This is a genomic window from Anaeromicropila herbilytica (assembly GCF_016591975.1).
GTDB classification, from domain to species: domain Bacteria; phylum Bacillota; class Clostridia; order Lachnospirales; family Lachnospiraceae; genus Anaeromicropila; species Anaeromicropila herbilytica.
In genome coordinates this window covers 1,476,440-1,500,641 of sequence record NZ_AP024169.1, presented here as the reverse complement: position 1 = coordinate 1,500,641, position 24,202 = coordinate 1,476,440, and the positions used below count along the sequence as shown (strand labels likewise).

Annotated in this window: 18 protein-coding genes; all 18 read right to left on the bottom strand. The window is 31.9% G+C overall.

The genetic code is table 11. The annotated features are described in order from the left end of the window. Positions 1–32: 32 nt before the first annotated feature. A complete protein-coding gene (gene essC, locus bsdtb5_RS06490; RefSeq protein ID WP_271715220.1) occupies positions 33–5,021 on the bottom strand; it encodes a type VII secretion protein EssC in 4,989 nt (1,662 codons plus the stop codon). Positions 5,022–5,044: 23 nt separating this feature from the next. Beyond that, positions 5,045–5,575: an FHA domain-containing protein gene (locus tag bsdtb5_RS06485; RefSeq protein ID WP_271715219.1), complete on the bottom strand. Its 531-nt coding sequence runs from the start codon at positions 5,573–5,575 to the stop codon at positions 5,045–5,047. Positions 5,576–5,804: 229 nt separating this feature from the next. Continuing rightward, positions 5,805–6,269, bottom strand: coding sequence for a hypothetical protein (locus bsdtb5_RS06480; RefSeq protein ID WP_271715218.1), 465 nt, complete (start codon positions 6,267–6,269; stop codon positions 5,805–5,807). Positions 6,270–6,828: 559 nt separating this feature from the next. After that, positions 6,829–8,592 carry a sensor histidine kinase gene (locus bsdtb5_RS06475; protein WP_271715217.1) on the bottom strand — a complete coding sequence of 588 codons (1,764 nt, stop codon included), beginning with the start codon at positions 8,590–8,592 and terminating at the stop codon, positions 6,829–6,831. 18 nt (positions 8,593–8,610) lie between these two features. Further along, the gene (locus tag bsdtb5_RS06470) at positions 8,611–10,140 is read right to left on the bottom strand and encodes a response regulator transcription factor (RefSeq protein ID WP_271715216.1); all 1,530 of its coding nucleotides are present in this window, start codon (positions 10,138–10,140) and stop codon (positions 8,611–8,613) included. Positions 10,141–10,193: 53 nt separating this feature from the next. Then, positions 10,194–13,217, bottom strand: a complete 3,024-nt coding sequence (locus bsdtb5_RS06465) for a glycoside hydrolase family 2 TIM barrel-domain containing protein (RefSeq protein WP_271715215.1) — start codon at positions 13,215–13,217, stop codon at positions 10,194–10,196. 287 nt (positions 13,218–13,504) lie between these two features. Further along, the gene (locus bsdtb5_RS06460; protein WP_271715214.1) at positions 13,505–14,350 is read right to left on the bottom strand and encodes a carbohydrate ABC transporter permease; all 846 of its coding nucleotides are present in this window, start codon (positions 14,348–14,350) and stop codon (positions 13,505–13,507) included. Further along, positions 14,343–15,239 carry a carbohydrate ABC transporter permease gene (locus bsdtb5_RS06455; protein WP_271715213.1) on the bottom strand — a complete coding sequence of 299 codons (897 nt, stop codon included), beginning with the start codon at positions 15,237–15,239 and terminating at the stop codon, positions 14,343–14,345. Before bsdtb5_RS06455 ends, bsdtb5_RS06460 begins: the two co-directional genes overlap by 8 nt. A gap of 74 nt (positions 15,240–15,313) precedes the next feature. After that, entirely contained in the window at positions 15,314–16,639 is a 1,326-nt protein-coding gene (locus bsdtb5_RS06450; protein ID WP_271715212.1) for an ABC transporter substrate-binding protein, read from the bottom strand. A gap of 475 nt (positions 16,640–17,114) precedes the next feature. Beyond that, positions 17,115–18,005, bottom strand: coding sequence for a multicopper oxidase family protein (locus tag bsdtb5_RS06445; protein WP_271715211.1), 891 nt, complete (start codon positions 18,003–18,005; stop codon positions 17,115–17,117). Between the two features lie 122 nt (positions 18,006–18,127). Next, on the bottom strand, positions 18,128–18,622 hold the full coding sequence (locus tag bsdtb5_RS06440; protein ID WP_271715210.1) for a GNAT family N-acetyltransferase: 495 nt from the start codon (positions 18,620–18,622) through the stop codon (positions 18,128–18,130). A gap of 229 nt (positions 18,623–18,851) precedes the next feature. Further along, positions 18,852–19,691 carry an aminoglycoside 6-adenylyltransferase gene (locus bsdtb5_RS06435; RefSeq protein WP_271715209.1) on the bottom strand — a complete coding sequence of 280 codons (840 nt, stop codon included), beginning with the start codon at positions 19,689–19,691 and terminating at the stop codon, positions 18,852–18,854. Positions 19,692–19,896: 205 nt separating this feature from the next. After that, entirely contained in the window at positions 19,897–20,745 is an 849-nt protein-coding gene (locus bsdtb5_RS06430) for an AraC family transcriptional regulator (RefSeq protein WP_271715208.1), read from the bottom strand. A 24-nt stretch (positions 20,746–20,769) separates the two neighbouring features. After that, positions 20,770–21,243 carry a GyrI-like domain-containing protein gene (locus tag bsdtb5_RS06425; RefSeq protein ID WP_271715207.1) on the bottom strand — a complete coding sequence of 158 codons (474 nt, stop codon included), beginning with the start codon at positions 21,241–21,243 and terminating at the stop codon, positions 20,770–20,772. 152 nt (positions 21,244–21,395) lie between these two features. Then, a complete protein-coding gene (locus bsdtb5_RS06420) occupies positions 21,396–21,941 on the bottom strand; it encodes a thymidylate synthase ThyX (protein WP_271715206.1) in 546 nt (181 codons plus the stop codon). Positions 21,942–21,980: 39 nt separating this feature from the next. Further along, positions 21,981–22,868, bottom strand: coding sequence for a pentapeptide repeat-containing protein (locus tag bsdtb5_RS06415; protein ID WP_271715205.1), 888 nt, complete (start codon positions 22,866–22,868; stop codon positions 21,981–21,983). Positions 22,869–23,079: 211 nt separating this feature from the next. Continuing rightward, on the bottom strand, positions 23,080–23,433 hold the full coding sequence (locus tag bsdtb5_RS06410) for an inorganic pyrophosphatase (protein WP_271715204.1): 354 nt from the start codon (positions 23,431–23,433) through the stop codon (positions 23,080–23,082). A gap of 182 nt (positions 23,434–23,615) precedes the next feature. Then, positions 23,616–23,861 carry a hypothetical protein gene (locus tag bsdtb5_RS06405; RefSeq protein ID WP_271715203.1) on the bottom strand — a complete coding sequence of 82 codons (246 nt, stop codon included), beginning with the start codon at positions 23,859–23,861 and terminating at the stop codon, positions 23,616–23,618. Positions 23,862–24,202: the final 341 nt, after the last annotated feature.

Here is a 24,202-nt window from a genome sequence, read left to right as displayed (position 1 = left end):
ATCCCTTTCTGTAGTATTACTATATTTAAGCCTTATCCCTTTGCTAATGGAATAACTACTTTTCTTCCTATTGTCTCATCCTCGCTTGATGGAGTAAGTCCTATTCCAGTTTTTAATGACTTACTTTGTTCCATATATGGTATGTTATTGAAGGTGAATATTCTCTGTGCAGCTATATTTCCACCTAAATGTACACCTGTTTTATAACCAGTTATATTCATATACACTCTTTGTCCTAGTACCTTAGCAACATTATCAACGTCATGACATGCAATGAAGTAAATATTATGTAGACGTCCTTTTTCTGTTATATTCTCCATAAATCCTGACATCGCGCCAACTCCTTCACTTGGTGAATAGATACTTTCTACAAAGGAAGTTAAATCTGCGATAAATAAGAATATAGGTGTTTCAGACTGCATCTTTTCAAAGATTTCGTAATCATCAAGTCCTTCTTCTATATAGGCTCTTTTTAATTTATTACGCTTAATAAATACCTCGGTTATACCCTTCCAGTAATCAAACATTTCTTGATCATTTTCAATATATCTTGCATTTACAATCTCAGCATTCTTCTTCAGCTGGTTAGAACCTTTTTCAAAGATACATATTTGAGCTTCTTTACAACTCGCAGCATGTAGGAAGACTTTTAATAAATTTGTTTTACCCGTACGTGCTTTACCAGAGATAAGGTAACAATAGGCTTCTCTTAAATCAACACTATATACCGAAGCATCCTCCATATTATAAGCATATGGTAGATAACGATTTTCTTTTACTGTATCGATATATTCATCTAATTGTACAAATTCCGATAGAACTGGGTTCTCTGGAATCTCTGGAACTCGTCTTGCTTTTTTACCTTTATATACTCTATTCATCTGACTGCAAGCTTCACGAATTAACTCTTGACGCTTGTAATCATCTTCTGCTTCTAAGGATAGTGCCGTCTGGAATTCTAATATACTACTTCCAACTTGTGCAAGACCTCTACCCCTTACATCTGCTTCTGGAAGAACATCTAGATGCATGGTTCTCATTGCTTCTGTGTATTTGAACTTATCTCCCATCTCTAGGCAGATAACTGTTCGAATATTATCTCCAATACGGCTTTGAATCTCTGTTGTACCAAATCCTGCTGAACTGATTACTAAATAAATTCCATAGGATACACCATCTCTTGATAATTTGATTAAAATATCTTCATATGCATTCTCTGTTTTCTCTTTAAAGTTTGCATAATTATCAATGACAATAACTATAGAAGGAACGACAATTCCATTTACTTTTACGTATTGGCTATAGTTACCTCCACGAAATAACATTTTACGTTCTTCCAAGATTGATTGCATCATATTGAAGAATTTCTCGATCTTTTCTAAATCATTTTCATACATGATACCACCTACATGCGCTAACCCTTCAAAAGCAGCAAGCATACGACTACTAAAATCAAGGATATATAGATTCACATGATCTGGTGCGTATCGATTCACTAGAGAATAGACAAAAGTCTGTAAAAATGTACTCTTACCACTGACAACGGTTCCACAAATAGCATGATGTCCGTTCTCTGCGAGATTAAGGATGAGTGGCATCTGCGACTGATTCACAGGATCATCTATTAAACCAATAATAGCTTGTAATGTATACTCTGAATTATCACCAACCCAACCTGTTCCATCAAAGCTCGATTGTGAATATCCATATAGTTCTTTGAGATACATGCATTCTGGAAGTACTGGTAACCATAACTGTAGATTATGAGTAAATCCATTCTTCGTTGATAATTCACCTAAATATTCTACGACTGCATCAAGCTGAGTTTTATCTTTTAGCTCCGGTAGTTTCTTGCCCTCTAATGATGATCTTTGAATAATGAAATCTACAATATCCCCTACTTTCTTAGACTCAACTGGCCAAAGCATAATAAAATCTTCCAATCTAAGTCGATTATATTTACTATCTCCATAATCAATACCTGCATTCTGTAAATATCGATAGGTCGTATCAACTAAGTTTCTTAATATATCTGGGCTTTCTAAACAATCCGTAGGCGTGATATTAAGATCTTCGGAAGCATTTTGAATGCATCTCACTAATGATTTTAACCATTTCATTCTACTTGCTTCTTTTTGCTTAATTTTTGCTCTACTTCCTACCAACGCTGCCTTTCCAGTAAGTGTTAACATCGTTGCTATGGCAGACTGGTTGGTCATCATATTCTCATCATACGTTGCTCCACTGAATCCAGATTGGAATAATTCATAGATTTCATCATTACCAACTTGAAGATAGCATCTTCCCGCTTGTGTAATATATGCAGCATCTGGTTTATGTAGCATGTCATTACTATCTTGTCTATCTTGTACACGTAAACAAAGACGGAACTTGGAGTTACTCCAAATATTATCATCTACCGTACCACTTGGTTTTTGTGTTGCAAGGATAAGATGAACTCCTAAACTCCTACCTACCTGAGCAACACTGATTAACTCACGCATGAAGTCTGGTTCCTCTCTTTTTAATTCTGCGAACTCATCTATGATAATAAAAAGATGTGGGATTGGTATCGTAGCTTCTTTATTCTTTAGTAGTCTGGTATATAGATTAATGTTATTTACTCCATATTCACTAAAGATACGCTGTCTTCGCATATTCTCACTTTTAATAGACACCATTGCTCTTCTTACTTGATTACCAGATAGATTCGAGATCTGTCCTATCATATGTGGAAGGTCAGAGAACAGATTAGCCATACCTCCACCTTTAAAGTCAATGACGAAAAAACCAATATCATAAGGACTATAATTAATTGCTAAAGATAACATATAAGTCTGTAAAGTCTCACTTTTTCCGGAACCTGTGGTACCAGCAATCAGTCCATGTGGTCCATGATATTTTTCATGAATATCTAGGTAACAATCATTTCCCCCTGACTTTTTACCAATTAGTGCCTTCATGCTATCGTAAGTACGATTCTTTCTCCAACGATCAAGCACTTGTAATTCTTCTAAGGAATTAACGCCATACATTTCGAAGAAATCTAAGGAATTTGGCATATCTCCACTACTTTCTATCTCATTTACTTCAACCCTAGATATATTTCTAGCAAATAATTCAAGTTCCTTGTTACTCACTTCATCAAAGCATACTTCTCTCTTCTCTTCCTCTGATTCTAAGGCATTATAGATTCCTTTATAGAAATTATCATTCTGAATAATATCTTCACAAGCATTTGGTAGATCTTCATATTTTTCTGCAAGTAATAATGTAGTTAAACCATAATCCTCCTTAGGTTCAAGAACATACTTAGCAATTAATGCTCCATCTAATAATTCTGGATTAGAAATAAAAAGCACATAATGAGGTTTGATAAACTTTTTCTTATGATAGGAATCTACATTCTCTGCGCGAATTCTTAGCATATTAGTTAGTTCATAAAATACATCACTTGCTTCAAGAGCATTCGAGGCAACAAAACGAGTCTTTTTATCTTCCGACCAGACATGTGGTAACCATTTGGCAAACGCCCAATTGTCTTTGTCTTCGTTATTCTTCTCCTCATAGATAAATGCCATCTTAACATCCGTATAACAGTTATTTGCTGCTATCTGAGCAACAAGATTATGTACTACTTGAATGGAGCCTCTTTTATTCTCTCCGCCAATCACACCAACTAATTGATGTGTTAGTAGGTTAATTCCAATTGGTACCTCATGTAACATCTTATAATTGTCATATATCATTTGTGGTTTATCAGAAAGAGTATCTCGAATTAAAGTAAATCTTTTCTTAGGAATACTAATCATAGCTTGCAAAGACATATCACCAATTCCTAATCGTTCTACTAGAAAATCTTCGTGATTTTTATTACGATTCCATAATGTCGTTGTTTTATCTGTATATGTCGTATACTCTCTTGCTGTAAGATAGGTTTCTCTTAATGCATTTGTATTCTGTTCATATTTTTCTTTTATAAAATCAGCCATCTCAACAAGATAATTTCCATATGCTTGAAAGCGATATTCCTCTTCTTCTTTTTCTTCTTTCTTCGAATAACGAATATTTAATAAAGCCCATATTACACCTATAAAAGCAGAGGAAACTGCTGTGATTAGCCCAGTATACATAAATGCATTACCTGTAGTTCCTCTACTATTCATTCCTAAAATAGCAATACCACTACCTAGTAGCATAGGAATCGCCATAGAGAATGCTGGACCAATTGTCATATATAGAGGTCGTTGTTTTGTCTGCCTTTTATTTGGTGGCGCTTCTATCTCAATTGGTTCTTTATAAATACCTGGTATACTTCTAGGAGAACGGCTAAAATAGCGTTTCTTCGTATTATTTTTCTTTTCTTCTGATATACTTTCCTCTTCAATATCAGAGGCTTTATATATATTTAATTTATTTTCGTCTATAGTCAAGGAACCACTTAAAGCGCTTACTGCGAGAACATGATCTAGATAAACAAGATGTAAACCGAATATATTGATACATTCACCAAAATTAAGAGTCTGCCTTCCATTCATACGTTTTGATTCTAAAAATGTACCATTTGCACTTAAATCATCAATAGTAAAATCATTTCCTTCTCTTTTTAAGATTGCATGATTTCTAGAAACAAGCGAAAAAGAATCAAATTGAATTGTACATGAACTACTCTTTCCGATGCTTATCTCAGAAATATTCTGAATATTATATTTCTTAAACACTGAAAAAGTGTGGCTTGATTCTACGACAATTATAGTGAGTAATTTATCCGTTTCTTGATAAAGGTCAAATATCTCACCATCCTTTAATATAGAACCTGTATATTTCTTATCATTTTTTCTAATTTCATATTCTTCTACTTGATGAAGTCTCCACTTATTATCAACAACCTCTAACTGAAGTTCAATATCTTCTACAATCTGAAAAATTCCCTTATGTAATCGAATCGTATAATCTGCATTATTGATAGCAGGTAACAAAAATTCTTTTAATGCACCCTTCGAATTCACCATTAAAACCATATAACTTCCTCCTTAGTACGAACCTACATTGTTATGATATCACTATCAAATAATGTTATCTTAAAACTTGTGGCCCCTACTATTACAAAATCCTTAGATAATAATACTGCACTTTCCCCATCATTTACTGTAATGATTTTATTTCCTCTTTTTATGATTGTCTTATTTGCTGACCCAAGGTCTTTTATATATACCAGTCCATTTTCCAAATATACATCGCAATGATTTGCTGACACCGCGGTATCTTTAAGACAAATGGTATTGCTATCCTTATTTCTACCTATCTTAATTGTATTCTCTGGGTTGAATACATAACTAATTAATGGTTTTGATCCAACTACCGCTAAATGGATCATTCTTTTTTTGTTCTCTCTATTATTTCTTGTGAAGTCTTCATTCTGCGCCCATTGATTTTGTAACGCTTTATTTAAAGCTTCTTCTTTTAATATTTCATAAGCTGCCTCTTGTAACTTATGTTCTCGATTCTGTTTTATTTTATAAAAGATACTAATTGCAATTAAAATTGCTATACCTAATATGGAATATTTTAACATGATAGAACCCTCCTGCTATTATACCATCCTTTTTATCATTATTTAAGTATACTATTAGTCCTAGACACTGTCAATTTTATCCTCTATTATTAGCAGTTTTATAATGATTAAAGGAAGGAGCTTCTTATATAGAAAACTCCTTCCTTTAATGTATTCTTTAATAACTATTTAAGCTATATAAATATATAAAAAATCCCTAGAACTTAGTTCTAGGGATAAAAAAATTAAACTACATCCTCTTACTTGCTTTAATAATTAGCATATCTAAAACCGCTTTATAAACGATGATAATATGTGCATCAATAAAACAAAACTTATTCACAACAAATTCATATGTCTTATAAATAAAACACCCACTCAATACAAGTAAGCTTACTACTGTAATAATTGGTAAAAGACCTTCATAAATGATAAATCCACAGGCAAATAGATAGAAAAAAAGAGCGAATATGAATGTTCTTGTAATCCGCATAGCTAAAAACATTGTATCCGATAATCGCTCCAACATCTTTGTTAGCACAAGTATGTCTTTATCCTTTAAACGATTGTATATATCATTAAAAATTTCTTCGTTGTCAAAAACCTTAGTATTATAATTTTTGCTAGCCATTCTTTTTTGAAAGCTAAAAAAATATTTATTATAACAACTCTCACCTAATTCTTTACTAATCAATTTCTTAAAAACACTTGCCATAGGAACCACCAGCCTTTACATCATAATAAAATTCTAATATATCCAACATAATTAGTCAATATATCTTATGATATCATGCATTTCAATTTTATCTCACTTAATTATTCTTGTAACTGCTCCCATCTATTGCTTATTCCGACATACCTATCAATAATAGGCCAATGTATCTTCACTTTATATTACTATTATATTATTTGTTTTTGAGAATGAAACAATTACTGTTATATTTATCTAAATTTCATAGTTAAAATTTTTTCGACAATTAGCCCCAATTTATTAGTTATAATTATATCTAAATCTGATAATTTCATTCTATTAATCAATCATTTAAAAATATAAGAACATTGCAAAATAATTAACAATTCATTCATATTTTATCCATACTATACTCACATATGTACTTTATACTTTAATTAAGTTAAAGAAGCAAAACATTAATAAACAATAATAAAATATATAGCAAATTTCATTATTTTGTAATTTACATTTTTGTAAATCAGATAATTTTTTTCATAAATAAAGCCTAGTAGTGTCCCCCTCTACTAGGCTCCTCCTCTTTTTATAGCTGTTTTTTTGGTAGTTCTATAGTTACTGTCGTTCCTTGATGCATTTGACTTACGATATGAATTCCATATTCCGTCCCATAAATTAATTTAATTCTATCATCAACATTGTTAATACCGATTCCAGTAAAATGTTCTGTTTTCACTTTTCTCTTTTCTCTCTGAAGCATTAATTGCTCTTCATCCATACCAACGCCATTATCTTTTATTTCAAAACGAAGATTTTCACCTACTTCTTGTATGAAGACTTGAATGATTCCTCTTTGTTCATTCGGGAATGCATGAAAGAATGCATTTTCAATAAAAGGTTGTAATATTAACTTTGGTAATAGATAGTTCTCGCATCCATGTTGAATATAATATTCGACCGATATCTTATCTCCATATCTTGTATTGTTAATGTAACAATAGTTCTTTAGATTCTCAACTTCTTGGCTTACTGTAATAAATTCATCCGTGTTACTAATTGTATTTCGCAATAAAGAAATAAAAGAATCAAGTATTTTTACTGATTTATCAGCATTTCCTTGCCATATAAGCCATTTGATACTCGCTAAAGTATTAAATATATAATGTGGATTAATCTGCATCTGTAATGCATGAATCTCTGCTTTACGTTTTTCTTTTTGAACCTTCATTAATTGATTAACATAATTATTTAAGTCATCCAACATATAATTAAATGTCATAGCCAACTGTCTTACCTCTTCTGTACCATCAACAACTGTATGTTGATCGAATCTACCATTTCTAACCTTTGACATTTTCTTAGTTAGAGTCGATAAAGGTTTCATTGATTTTTGAATTATTATAAAAATAATAACTAGTACAAAAAAGCTAATCATTGTACAAATAGCAAAGATTAATGGTACATTGTACATCTCTTTTAATGCTTTACTATTATCAATAATTGCACTAAGTTTTCCATTGAAGAAAGGCATATCTTTTGCCAGAATCGTACACATTTTATTGTTATATTTCATAACTGTTCTAATCTCATTATTTTTTGATAAATCTGAGGAATAGTTATATAATATATGATTTTTCTGCCCCACGAGCGCTTTTTGATTTGAAGAGATTACTTTTTCTTGATTATCAAAAAGAATCATGTCATTCGTTTCCATTGTAAAATAATCATAGATTTTTTCAAAATCTTTTTCTTTTATTGTAATATATACAACTCCATATAATTCTCCAGTTTTAACTGAGAACAGTGCCTTTGTAGCAACAATAACACGATCATATTTCGTAGAAGATGTAAAACCATGATCTAAATACTCATATCTAACTGCTCCTTTACTCATAATAGCTCTTTTGGTAATCTCATGTAATAAAATATACTTAGGTTTGGTCGTTAATACTTCATCTTGATTTAAATAAGAGGAACCAGATACACCAACAACAAGAACGCTTATATTCTGCACACTCGATGGTATAGCACTTTCTAAGCGTTTTTTCATTTGATAGATAGTTTTAGAAGCTGTCTTAGTTTTTAGATTATTATTACTTAGGTATAAACGAAATGCCCAATTTGAACGTATCGCATTTGTTATCTGAATCAAATCACTATGAAATTCATTTAAGTTCTTTTCAATCTGAATAAATACCTTTTCTTGAGATTTACCATAAGTATCAATAAAGATATTCTTAGATATATTAATCACAATTCCACTGATTGCTATGGATACACATAGTATTCCAACTACAACAGTGGATAGTATTTTTACATATAAACTATTCAAATGAAACCTTTCTTTCACCTGTTTCCTCCCAACTGCCTATAAATGATACCGTCTACGATATGCAGATGGTGTATATCCTGTTATTTTTTTAAATACTCTACTAAAATAACTTTGATCTGTGTATCCAACCTCTTCACTTATATCAGCAATGGATTGTCTCGACTGTTTTAACATCGTGCAAGCCTTGTCTACCCTAATTTTATTCAAATAGTCACTAAATCCTTCCTTGATGTGAGAGTTAAAATAAGAGGATAAATAATAATAGTTAAAGTTAAATGCTTTTGCTACTTCTGCTAAATCTAAATCCTCGGAAGAATGCTCTAAGATATAATTCATAATTTCTTGAATACGCACATTATGTGAGCTTGGTTTATCCTGTATGATTTCTTTTAATTTTTCGATAAATTCATGAAATACATCTATAAATTCAGAAACATAAAAGGTATCATCAATCTTGAAAAAATACTCTTGTCTTAGTTTGTCCACATCATTATATGTTTGCTCTAATGTAATAATCATATTATAGATCAGATTCTTCGCTAAATTCTTTAATTTATAAGAATCAAATTGAACCGCAATCGCATCTTCCATATATGCCAATAAAATGCCGATTGCTTCGTTATATTGTTCCGTATTCAAATAAGAAGAATACATTGTAAAATCAAATCTCTCTAATTTATTTTGTATGTCGATATCCTCATACAATAGTATAGCTTTATCTTCATGATAAAAAAAGCTTTCCGCTAATATTTGAAATTCATTCTCAAATTTTTCTTTTACCTCAGTTATTTTATGAAATGAGTTGCTTAATACATAATGTATCTTATCATGTGTTTTGGCAATTTCGTTTGCCTGCTTATCGAGTAATTCTTTTAATACACTGTCTTTACTTAACTTGTAATTAATAATAAATAGTAAATATTCTTTATTAATCATAAGTTTTAATACAGTAAAATCGTTATCATATTCTATGAAAAATTCTTCTAATTTTTCCTCTGTTTTCCTTAAAAATGCCTTATCACTAGCAAACAGCTGTTTTAGATTTGTACCAAACAATCGAAAACAGCTGTCTTTAAAATAGTCCTCAAATAATCTTGTATCTAACTCTGTCTCAAATCCAATTAGATACCTTTCCATTAATTTCTCATAATTTATCTCATTGCTACTCTTTAATACCATTCCTGGAATCCTAGAAGCTACTTTTTTGAGTACTTTAAGTAGCTCCGTAGGATTTAAGGTAGGCTTTAAAATATAATCCGCTACACCATTTAAAAGAGTTGACTTTACATATTCAAACTTATCATAGCTACTTAAGATAACAATCTGAATATCTGGATATTTCTGATGAACTAATCTTGAGAATTCCATCCCATCAATAACTGGCATAACTATATCAGCCAATATTATATGAGGATGATATTCTTCAATTAGCTCCATACCTTCTTGACCGTTACTTGCTTCCGCAACGATCTGAAACCCTTCTTTTTCCCAATCCAATAAATGTCTCATGCCTTGTCGCATAATAAACTCATCGTCAATTACCATTACCTTACAGTAGTCATTCATTGCTTCACCCCATTGTGCAAATTCTTATAACTATTTTAATTGATAGTTATATTTTACACGTTTTGAATGAAAAAAGAAATCCCTATTTTCTCATTGGATGGTATTCTATACTCTTCGTGAACCATAGCACCCCAACTATCGTCTCCACCTACACCCATTTGTTTTGCTAGAATTCTAACCCATGTATATTGACTCTCTGGAAGTTCCTCCATATGCATTGCATTCTCTAATTCATTAGCACTATATGGAAGTACACTGAATTCAAAAGGTGCAACGTCATAAGTAAATCTTAAACCTTCCTTCTTCTCATTGGTTACCTCTAACCAACGTACATTCGTACGGTTTCCACACTCTTGTGGAATTAGGTACTTCGACATATTATCTTTAGCATTACTTTCGAATATTCCTAGTCTAGCCCCTTGATTACGGTCGATATAATTTTCTTCTGGTCCATATCCATAATAACGGAATTGATTATACTCTTCTTTTAACTTTAGATTTAGACCAAAGGTAGGTAACTCAGGTAGATTCTCTGCCCCATCGAATTCTAATTGAACTTGAACGGAACCATCTATTCTTACAGTATATATTACTGTTTGTTCCACTTTAGGCATTGCTAATACAAGATATCGATAGGTTAATGTTACCGAATCGCTTGTTTCTTCCATCTTAAAGTCAATAGCGTTTTGATGCATTCCCGCAATCTGCCATAAGCCTAATCGAAGGTCATGCTTATTTCCCCTATCATTGTCCGTAGTTGCTCTCCAAAATGTAGTCTTTGGAACCCTTGTAATATGCTCTTTTCCATTATAACAAAGCGATATAATTCCACCCTCTTGCTTGGAGAACATTGCACTAAAGTCATTACCATAGATTCCAATATTAATATCTCCATGAACTACTCTAAATTCTTTATTTCCAGAAGAATCCTCTTTTACATCCTCTTCTTTCTTATGAATCATTTGACCAAATGCAACTTCATGACCTTTCTTTGCCCATAACGTATCTTTTCTCAATTTCATTGAAACATTGTATGCATATTCTCCGTTGTCCATACAATTAGGTAATTCAATCAGAATGTGCTTTTCTTCTCCTGCTTTTACATTCGCATAGAAACTAATCTCATAGATTAGTACACCATTCTTCTTTACTTGATATACAAATTCATAATCTTTCGTTGAGATAAATAAATTCTGATTCTTTATCGTTACTCCTGTGGTATCTGGCTTAATCTTCACATTCTGATATAGATATTTTACTTCTTGTACTTTTGGAGAAATCGTACGATCAGAGTAGATAATTCCATCCGTACAGAAACAATAATCCGTTGCTCTATCATCAAAATCACCACCATATGCGAAGACTTTCTTACCATTTTTATTGATGGTTAGAACCGCTTGATCAATATAATCCCAGATGAATCCGCCTTGATACATCTCATATTTATCTTCTAATTCTGCATATAAATGCATTCCTCCTAAGGAATTTCCCATCGCATGCATATATTCGCAACTGATAAATGGTTTTTTCGGTTCATTAGTTAGATATTCTTCAATATCTGCAGGTTTTGCATACATTCTACTTTCCATATCGCTGATGTCATCATATTCACGGTTCCAGAATACCCCTTCATAATGAACCAATCTTGAATCATCTTTCTTATGAAAATATTCTGTCATTGCCAAGATATTTTCTCCTGCATACGATTCATTTCCACAAGACCATATTAAGATTGATGGGTGATTCTTATCGCGCTCAAGCATGGATTCTGCACGGTCTAGGACTACAGCTTTCCATTCAGGTAAATTACCTGGAATATTCCAAGATGGTTCACACTCTCCCATCTTCTGCCATGAACCATGACTTTCTAAGTTCGTTTCATCTATTAAATAGATTCCATACTCATCGCACAAACGATACCATAGACTTTGATTTGGATAATGTGAAGTACGTACCGAGTTTATATTGTGCTGTTTTAAGAACTGAATGTCCCATAACATCTCTTCTTTTGTAATGGCACGTCCCTTGGTACAACTGAATTCATGTCGATTAACACCTTTAAATAGAATTCGTTTTCCATTTAAGTACATAATCTTATCTCGAAGTTCAAACTTACGGAATCCTACTTTATATGGAACGATTTCCACTAGATTATTTTCTTTGTTATATACTTTTAGAAGCAATGTATATAAATATGGATCTTCTGCGCTCCATAAACGTATATCCTCAATGTGATTATCTATTTCAAGTTCTTCTTTACTTTCGTAATTACCAAGATTAAGTTCATAATCATTTCCAACTAAGGTAGCTGTTACATATGTGTTCATATTACCTGACATTTTTAAAGTAGTCTTAAGAACTGCTTTTTTGTAAGTACCGTCTAGATCTGTTTTAATAAATAAATCTTCGATATGCGTAGATGGCTTAGCATATAGATATACTTCACGAAAAATCCCAGAAAATCTCCAAAAATCTTGATCTTCAATCCAGCTTGCACTACTTCTTTTGTATACCTCAACCGCTAATTTATTTTCCCCATCGACTAAATACTTTGTAATCTCGAATTCAGACGGTGTAAAAGTGTCTTCACTATAACCCACAAATTCACCATTTACCCATACATAAAAGGCAGTTTCAACCCCTTGAAAGGAAAGAACTACAGGTTTATTTTGTAGTTCTTTTTTCAATGTAAAGAAAGTTACATAGCTTGCTACTGGATTGTAGCTTTTAGATATATGTGGTGGTCTTAATTCGTCATGGCCATCCCAAGGATACATGGTATTAATATATTGATTTCTATCATATCCTTGTAACTGTATATGACCTGGTACTTCAATATAGTCAAACTCACTACAATCATAATCCATTTTATAAAAATCTGCGATTCTTAGATCACTATTTTTTGCATAAGAAAATCTCCATTTTCCATTTAAACTTTGTTTTAAAGGCATATGATCTTCGTAAATTAAGTCGTTCATATTTTCATAAAAACAATGGTCTGAATGTGCGTCTTCTCGGTTTACACGAAAAACTTCTGGATTACTTAACCACTCAAGTGTTGGTGTCATTTCTTTCATAGTATTCTCCTCTTAGTTTTATCTGATCAATCTAAATTCTTTTTGTAAGTTATTTTGCTTTTATTATTATTTTACTTTGATGTTAGGTTCGTAACAGATACAGCGTTATACCATCAGGAAAATGAAATAAGGCTTTTGATCCTAACATCATTTCTATTATTCTATTTTACTATTTTTTCATATCATTATCTACACCTACAAATGAATTTTTCCTTAAATGTTAATATATTCCGTCTTCTATTTCAGATTTTTTCTAAACTATTTTCAAATCAATAGAATATAAATTATTAACCTTTAACAGAACCTGTCATACCAGCAACGAATTGCTTTTGCATTAAGAAGAAGATAATTGCTGTAGGTAGAGTTGCAATTACAACAGCTGTCATCATCATACCGTAATCTGGAGTATAGGATGATCCGAAGGCAGATAGAACAAGTGGTAATGTTCTCTTCTCTGGTGATTGTAATGCAATTAATGGCCATAAGTAACTATTCCAACTTGACATAAAAGTTACTACTAAAGCTGCTGCATAAGTTGATTTCATAGTTGGCATATAAACTTTTAAAAATATATTGAATTCCCCAAGGCCATCGATACGTGATGCTTCAATTAACTCTTTTGGAAATGTTTTCGTGTTTTGTCTAAAGAAAAAGATTAAAAATGCTGTTGCTACTGAAATAATAATTACAGCTCCAGGGGAATTTAATCCAATGATTTTCAATGCTCCCATGCTGTTGAATTTACTAAATAATCGGAATAATGGAACCATAAGTGCTGCGAAAGGAACCATCATTGATAGTAGAATAAAGTTAAATACTTTTTCTCTTGTGCTTGTTTTGTATACTTCAAATGCGTAACCTGCCGCAGATGATACAATCATTGCTACTGCTGTTGTTACAACTGCGATAATAATTGAATTTCTAAATGCTAAAAGATAGTTAAGGTCAGATGCTAAAAGTGTCTTAACATTGTTCATAAAATAATTACCAGGAATTAAAGTTCCCCTTGTTACATCTACAGAGCGATTCGTTGCTGCTACAATCATCCAGAAAAATGGGAAAATAGATAAAAAGGACAGCAATCCTAACACTATGTATTTAATTGCGTTCATGATCTTTCTTTTCTTACTCATTTTTATCTCCTCCTACTTTTAATTGGATAAAGGATAGTATCACAATTAATACTACAATTACATAAGATACTGCTGCTGCATAACCAAAGTTTGGTGTGTATTTGAATAATAAGTTATAAATATATTGTGAAATAGTCACTGTTGCATTTGCTGGACCACCATTTGTAATATTTACTGTTTCATCAAATAATTGTAATGTACCAATTGTTGAGTTGATAGTAGTAAATAGAATAATTGGTTTTAATAAAGGAAGTGTAATACTTTTGAATTTCTGATAGGCATTAGCTCCATCAATATCAGCTGCTTCATATACAGAGTCATCAATTCCTTGTAATCCTGCTAAATAAAATACCATGTTATATCCTGTCCATCTCCATGTAATGGCTATAATAATAAGTGCTTTCGCCCAGATTGGATGAGTAAGCCATAGTACTGGATCTGATATTATATGAAGTTTCATTAATAATACATTTACTAAACCATCATTTGCAAATAAGCTTTTAAAGATAATTGAGTATGCTACTAATGATGTAATACATGGCATAAAGATTGCGGTACGAAAGAATCCACGGAATTTAAGTTTCTTATCATTTAACATTGTGGATATTACAAGTGCTAATAAGATCATGATTGGCACTTGGATGATTAAATAGATAAATGTATTAAATAGTGCCTTTTGGAATGTTGAATCGGTTAGCAATCTCTTATAATTTGCTACTCCATTGAATGTCAGATTATTGCCCATTCCCGTTTGAAGTGATGTAATAAATGCTTGAATCATTGGATAAAACACAAATGCAATAATTAACACTATACTAGGAAGTACGAACCCCCATGCTTTTCTATTTAATTTTGGATTCATTTTTCTAACTTTATTATTTGATCCCATATCTAACCTCCTAATGATAGGAATAGCCATTTACTATTCACTTTTTATGTTTAGCAAATGGCTATTGTTTATTGTTATTGCTGTACTGCTGCTTCGATTTGAACTTGGAAATCTTTTAGAGTAGAATCAATATTTGCACCATTTGTAACGATTGCTTGTACTGCTTCTGTCATAATATCTTCAATAGCATAAGTGTTAAGACCATAGTTAACTGATGGTACTTCACCAGTCCATTTTGCTAAATCACCAAAGATTTTTTGACCACTAAAGAAATCACTTGCTTTTGTATAGTTTGGTTGATTAGCTGCTGCGTTAAGAGTACTTACTAATGTAATCTTGTCTGCTAACGTATTCATTAAATCAGCATTTGATGCGAATGTATTCTTTAAGAAATCAGCTGCTGTTTCTGCATTACCAACATTCTTTAATACATACCAACCAGCTCCTCCGATGGAAGATGCATTCACTGATTTATCATTTGCAGCCATTTTAGGGAAAGCAGCTACTGCCCATTTTCCACTTTGATCTGCTGCTTTTTTAATAGATGGAGCAATCCAACATCCTGTTACTACAGAAGCAACATCTCCATTATTAAATGCACCAACGAATTGATCCCAATCTGAAACTTGTTTTGTAATTCCTGCATCTACAAGTTGTTTGTACACTTTGATTGCATCTTTTAATGCTTGGTTATTTGCAATGTCAACTTTACCATTTGCATCTGTATACCATGAACCAGCACTTTGTAACATCATTCTGATTTGTCCTACGTCACTTGGATCAAGTGTACACATATCAACACCAGTTTTCGCTTTTACAGCTTTACCAATTTCAATATATTTTTCCCAAGTTAAGTTTTCCATATCTTTTGTTGTGTAACCTGCTTTTTCAATTAAATCTTTTCTATAGAAGGTAGCAGCTACACCACTATCGAATGGGATTCCGTATAATTTACCATCAACAACACTCACACCAGTTTTGTAAGATGCAAAATCGCTTGGTTTTGCGATAGATGATAAATCATAAAATTGATCTGGATAAGCAGTTAAATAACCTTGAATCTTGTAATCTTCAACAAGTACGATATCTGGAAGGCCTTCTGTTGAACCAGAAGATAAACTAGTATTTAATTTTGCTACGATATCATCTTGTGCCATTGTTACAACATCAACCTGTACATCTGGATGATCTTTTTGATAAAGTGCTTTTGCTTCATTTGCTGCAACGATGTTGAAAGATTCGTCCCAGGCCCAGATTGTTATTTTCTTGTTGCTTGTTTCTTTGGTATCTGTTGTACCTGTTTTACCTGAATCTTTGGTATTTGTTTTGTTACTACTGCAGGCGGTCATCCCCACAACCATTACTACTGCTAAAATTAGAGCTAAAATTTTTCTTTTCATTCAAAAATTCCTCCTCAATCAGAAAAGTTATTTGGTTACTTTCTGTAACCTTATAGTAACATAGCATTACCAATTTCTTTAGGATTATGTTAATATTTATTTTTAATTTTTTGATATGATTTTGGATGAAGTAATAGAGGTTTGTAATTTTTTAAGATTTTAGGATTTTGTTTGGATTTAGAGGGGTGGAGAGGATATGACTAGAGGTAAGAAGTGAGATGTAAAGTTGATGTTCTATATTGGTAGGAATATTATAAACAGTTCATTGATTGACTTAAATTTTTTATCGCTTAGCTTTTTTATATAATTTAATATAAAAAAAGTAACAATAAGTATAGCATTGCCCATTTATTGTTACTCATTTATATTTATAAATATGGTTATTTATTAATTTTAATTTCTAGTTGTCTTTTCCATTTCACATTTTGCATAAATTAATAGAATTCCAAGCATAATCTATTGCTACTTAACGATCTCATCTATAAACTAATGTGGTGAACATTCCACCTGTCCCATCTGTAAAGTTGTTAGAAACATGATGCGATATATGGCAGTGTAGTGGCCATATACCTGGGTTATTAGCTTCAAATAATACATCCCAAGTTTCTCCAGCAGCAACTAGTATTGTATTTTTTAGTATTCTATTATCTTCTGCTATTGGGTTACCATCTGCTTTTTCAACCAAAAATTGATGTCCATGAATATGCATTGGATGATGATCAATTTGTATTGCTCCCATTCTTAAGCGTACAATATCACCATATTCTACAGGCATAGGTGTAGTAGCCGGAAAGCTCTTACCATTAATAGTAAACATATTAAAGTCCATTGAAAAAGGATCGAGATTATATTGGCCTTGCTCAACCTTTTTTCCCATTTCTAGACCTTTAAGACTCCATTCTTGCATTAGTAAAAGATAATCTTTATTAACATTCATTTCTTCCGGATCTAATATTACAAAGCCACCTAATAGTCCTAACATATCTTGTTTTGCTACATTAACATGAGCATGATACATATGTGTTCCTGGTGGATTTGTTATTCTAAAATGATAATCAAAATAATGTCCTGGTTCAATTCTAGGTGAGGGTTCTACCTCTGGAACACCATCCATCACATTAGGAACATTAAGTCCATGCCAATGAACACTTGTAGCCTCAGGCAAGTGATTGATTACTCTTATACTGATATAGTCCCCTGGATACCCTTGAATAGTGGGCCCTGGTATACTGCCATTATATCCCCAGCCTTTTATAAAGACTCCTGGAAGTATTTCTTGATTAACTGGTTCAGCAATTAACTCAAAAAATTTAATACCGTTTCTAAATGTATGCTTAAGTGTAGGAATATCTGGGGTAATGACCATAAAAACACCTCTTCGCAATTATAATAGTTTAGACGATAAAGAATACTTTATTATATTCAGAGGCCTGTTTTAATGATACTAAAATTATTTATGTTATCTTACCACAAAACATAAGCTATAAATTATTGATTATACCTTACATAAACCTGACTATTCCATTCTTCAATCAACTCCTCCTTATGAAATCCGAGTTTCTCCATCAATCTCATGCTTGCATCATTCTCAGGATGAACCAGCCCACAGATCTCATAATCAGAATATATTCTCCACAAATAAGAAATAAGTTCATGTAACATTTCATACATATATCCTTTTCTTTGATAAGTTGGTGACGTCGTAAATCCCAAAGTAATTGTTTTACCTTTCTTTGCTATGTATACATCACCAACAAGTTCATCCGTATCTTTTAATGCAATAGCTAATTGAATTTCATCATCTTCAATCTGCTTTAGTTTATTGTCCTCAATAAACTGAGTAAGATATTCTCTCGAAGTATCCTCCCATTCTTGATACTTGGCACATTCTTGATTATTTCTATATTTGTAAAGTTCATCTATATCTTTTACTTTAAACTTTCTTAAATGTAATCTACTAGTATATAACATTTTTATATCCATACCTTTCTGCTTTAATGTAACCTACTTATTCTTGTTCGGATATTGTGAATACTCTATATGTAAAAATAGACCTTCCCCCTTACAATTAATCATATATAGTTTTAATATGTATTCATTCTCTTACTATTTTGATAAATATTAATTAAGCTACCAACGATTAATTGGTAGCTTATTAATATTTATCAATGTATCACTTTATTTTATTTGTACTATTTACATTTTTTATAACTCAATCCACCGATTCCATTCTTTTATTAAAGTACGAAATAACTTGCGAACTTATGCTTTCTGGATAGCCAATACCTTTTTCTTTACAAAGTTCTTCTGCATCTTGTCTAAATAATATCATACATTTTTTTACCGCTGCTTCTAGACTATCTAACTCCGCCTGTGTAAAGTATTCCTTTAAATGATCTTTCTTCTCCTCTGGAACGCAATATTTCACCTTACTCTCCCATGAACCCCAATCTAGAGTATCATATTGACTTAACAATAGATCAATATGTGCATGAAATAATATATCAATATTTTTAATTAATTTAAAAACATCCTTACGTTTGAAGTATTTGATTAACATCTCTGCATGAAACCAATAAGTATCCATTGCTCTAATAGCATCTGGTATATAATTATCCGTTCGATACCCTTTCTCAAGCAATGCAGCTACTTCTCCACTTCTATCGAATATGATATTATCTTTCGTACAGCCTTTTAAATGGTGTTTGCACATCCATCCTTCTGGATAATCCGCATTTAATATAAAGAAATCTAGTTGATGTAGATTATCCCCCATTCGAATGAGGCCACAATAATTCTTAAAATGTGCATCATTAAAATCTTCCCCCCAGAATATTAGAAGTTCGTCAACTACTTCTCTAAATATATCAGGCGCATCCGCTGCAAATTGTTCAAAATCTTTATCTGCTACAAGAAAAACTGGGTCATAGTCTGAGTAAATATCTTCAGTACCTCTACTCACAGACCCATAGTGCCAACCACCCTTGCATCTTTCATCCTCTTTTAATCGTTCCACTAATCTTTCAAATGCTAACTCTAGATTTTTATGCATATGTCATACTTCCTTCCATCTTGATATTGTCATATTACAACATAGATTGCAGAAAGTATTGTCTATTCTTTACTTTTTATTGTCAATTCTTATCTTTTTGTCAATATATATGTATGGGTATCTACAAAATTATTATAGCCTGATAATTATCTAAGATGATTAGAGTATAAAAAGGCTTTTATAGTTAAAATTATATTATACCTACTTAAATCGTTTCTCCATTTTTGTACTTATTCCGATATCTTGCTGGAGTCTCCTGATATACCTTTTTGAAGTACTCAATGAAGGACTTAACATTCATAAATCCATTATTCATAGCAATCTCCGTAATTGAAGCTTCACTATTAAGCAGTTCAATATATGCGTGATAGAGTCTAATTTTGGTTAAATAACTATAAAATGTTTCATCTGTAGTTTTCCTCATAAATCTAGAAAAATAGGTAGGAGCCATACCAACTTCTTCTGCAACACTTTGAAGAGTAATCTCCTCTGTATAATGGTTCTCCATATATGTAATAGCTTTTTTTAGATTATGAATACTCTTTTTATCATACCGATTGTAGTTTACATCTTGCCTTTTTCTACTACATTCTTTTAATAAAATACTGCATATTTTTCTCAAAGCAATCGACAACTCTAGTTCATAAAATCCTGGTTTATCTTGATAAAGGGTAGCGCATTCTAAGATTAATTTTATAACATTTTGCTTCGCTTGATTATCTTCCGATAAATCAAAATAATAGGAATCAACCTCTTTACAATATTCTTTTAATAGGTCATAGGATAATAGTATTGTAATAGCCTTCATGATATTCTTATCATCTGCATCCGTCTCATGTAGATCGCCACTATTTACAAAGAATATATCGCCTTTTGACGTAAGAATGTGCTTACCATTTATTTTCCCTTGAATCGAACCTTCTAGCACAAGATTGAATTCTAGATTATTATGCCAGTGCATTGGATAATGACAGTTACCACCTTTTGAATCACCAATATAGATTTTAGCTGGTATGATAGAATCTGTTTTAATCTCTTCCTGATAATAATTCATGTCTGCCTCAACTCGTAAATTTTTTTATAATACTTTTACTGGGAAAAACAGATACAACTGACCATTTTCCTCAGGACAATTATAATCAAATACTGCTCCTGCTAACTTATACTCATTGTTATCCATATAAGCTAATACTGTATCAAAACTTTCCTTGTAATCTCCTTCAACTTTCACATATAGATATTCATAAGAAGGAGTTGTCCATTTTACCCATCCTTCTGGGGCAGTTGTGTCATGATCAACCTGTACTCCTGCTAAATAAAGACCTTTTGTGAAATTCTCTTGCCATGGTTTAAAGCTTCTTGATATGTCACTCATTAACCCCCAGATTCCTAGGATATTACCTTTCTCGTCTTTAAGGGCAAGATCTACTACTTCATGAAAGTGAGAATTCGCATCCTCCCATAATGCTTGTACAAAATTAGGGCCATCATTTGTTGAACCTTCTTTTCCTATTACTGAAAATGAAGGTATGGTGCATGAATTAATCTCCATTGTTATCCACCTTTCAAATAATTTATTAAAATTAAACATGTTTAATGTTTTCTATATTACGTAACCATATTTAACCATTATTTATCAGAAAATTCAATCATTTTTATTCATGATATAAAAAAGGTGCCATCATATCAGCACCTATTTCAATATTACCCTCTATATTCAGCTAACTCTTTATTAAATTGTTCTGTTTGATCATACCCACATCCAAACATTTCAGGGCAAAAGCCTCGATATACACATTCCTTCACCATACAATGTGCTAGTTCTGGTTCCACCTTTTCCACTTCATTCTTTACTAATTGCCATGCGGTTCTAGTTTCTGGGCTTGCGCAGGAACACAATCTTTTTCTACTAATATTAATTAGTGCTTGTGCATCTGCTTCGCATTCATGAGATACGAATGCACCTTGTGGCAAATTATTTCTGTCTAATCCCGTTCTATCAGAACGCTGAGTTTTTACAAAGTGTTCAATTCCAATTTTATGTCTTACGATATGTACTGACACCCAGTAAGGAAGGTCAATCCATCTCCATGAGAATTTAATTTTTCTGATTGGTGAGTGTTCTGCTTTCATTAATCTTAATTTCCAATCTGAATCGGGATATTTTCCTGTAGACTTACCAACTGTATTCATTGTTGCATCTTTCACATCCTGCCAGTTATCATCATGTTTAAAGTTTTCAATATGCATTTATCTTCTCCTGTAATCTTATAATAATAGAACCCCTAACTACTTTGTCCAATGAGATGGCCGAACAATTCTCTTAGGCAATTTTGTCTTAGAATCTCCTTTTGCAGTATTGATTTGAGCTTGCGTAAGGAAAATACTTTTTTCCAGATTGGCACCGCTTAGATTCGCATCTCTTAAGTCTGCTCCAATAAGATTCGAATAGCTTAAATCACTTCCACTTAGATTCGTAGCAATAAGACAAGCTCCCATCAGATTTGCTCCTCTTAGATCCTCTTTTCTTAAATCTGCTCCAATATAATCGAATGGATTTCTATATTTACTTTTTCCTGTATTCTTACTATTTTTCATACTATTCTTATTAGATATCTTTCGAGACATTACTTCTGCTTGCAGTTGCCCACTTGTATATTTTAATAATTGATTTACTTTCAATCTATGGTTTTCTATGTCAAGCTTTAATAGTGCATCTAGAGGTAGTAAAGTAAACTCCTTTGTTTCCCCTATGAGTACTTGTATCTCTTCTCTTTTTTCCTTACTTCTTTCTATTGCATCAATTTCAGTAAGATACCATAACATTTCATGAAGTTGTCTCATTATCAAGAATGCTTCAAACATCGGCTTTGCTATCTTCGGATCTTCTCTCCAACTTCGTCCACAAAAAGTTACTTCAGCAACTTTTTGGCCAGCCCCAAAACAATCGTATCCAGTACAACCCTTAAGTCCTTTTTCTCTAAGATTCTTATGAACTGCGCATGTAAATCCATCTTCTAAATGAATACATGGCACTCCAGCCTCTTTATCCTTAGGAAATCCATCGGTTGCTGAGAAATAAAGGGCAATGCAACATAGTCCAAAACACTTTGTACAGTCAACTTTTAATTCATCTATTAGCATTTTTTCTTTTGTGTCTATGATATTTGCATCCATATCTTTTGCTATTCTCCACTCTAATCTTTTTCTTATTTATTCTATATCATATACTACATGATATTTTAGTAATTACTGTATCGGTATCGTATTTTATGATATTTATTACATCATATATAATATTAAAATTCCGCCTCTTTATCTTATATGGTATATGAGTCAATATGAGATAATCATTATCCATATTAACATATTCTTTTAGATTAATCTATTAGGACTCTCTTTTTATTAAGATTCCTTTCATATTACTTGAATCATTATGGGTTTCAAAGATTTTCTGTTTTTCTTCTTCTGTACAACCTATTAATATTTTTATTTCCGAGTCTCTTTTTATTAAATCAACTGTACAGATAATAGCATCTATCAATACATTCTGATCTGTTCCTTTCCATACATCAATACCTCCCCCATCCATGGACGAAGTATTCTTTAGGTACCCATAATCAACTTCATATATAAAATCTGGATACTTCGGATGTCTTGATCCTTTTGGACGATCTATTACAATTTCTGATTGATTTACCAGTGTGTCAATTGCACTCCAAAATTCTTTATTATATTCCATTTCAATTTCTCCAATCTGCATTTATTTCTGTCATCTTGAGTCAAAAAAATCTACTACTAATCCTAAAATTACTATAGGAACTTTAATTACTTTCTATCATAATTTAGTGAAGTGATTTCACTTGCTTGCAAAGGTGAAATCACAAACGTTGAGAGTGAAAGCGTTTTTCTTTCACACTTTCACTACTTATCCTTCAGTTCTTCCATAAAGCATAACGTATTACATTTTGGGCATTTTAATACTTTACCATATCTCGCATTTTGCGAAAGTACTAAAGTTACATATTTGGGTTTAAATTCATAGTGACAATTTGAGCATATAAAATGGTCATGTTTCAGGATAGTCATAAAAATAATTGTTGCATAGATGATAGCAAATGTTGTGATGCATATTACACTTATTATAATGTTGTTCGCTATGAGTTCCATTTATTTTCCCTCCCTATTGGATTAGGCGGTCAATAACTTATGTCAGAGTACCAAATCTAATCCTAATACTAATCTATGCAACGTATATAGGAATTTAGCTCATTCATAATGAAATATTTAATTAATCTTATCTTGTTTTTTATTACATGCATTCAAACTAAAATAGAATTTCCTACAACTAATTCTACTTCTCTTTTACCTTCAAGATATTTCGATAACACCTATACAATTTTCTGTATCCTTTTCATTTATATTATTTTACCCCCATAATATTCATAACTTAAGCATTCCACAATTCACCACTTAAATATATACTAAAATAAGACCACTCTTTGGTCAAG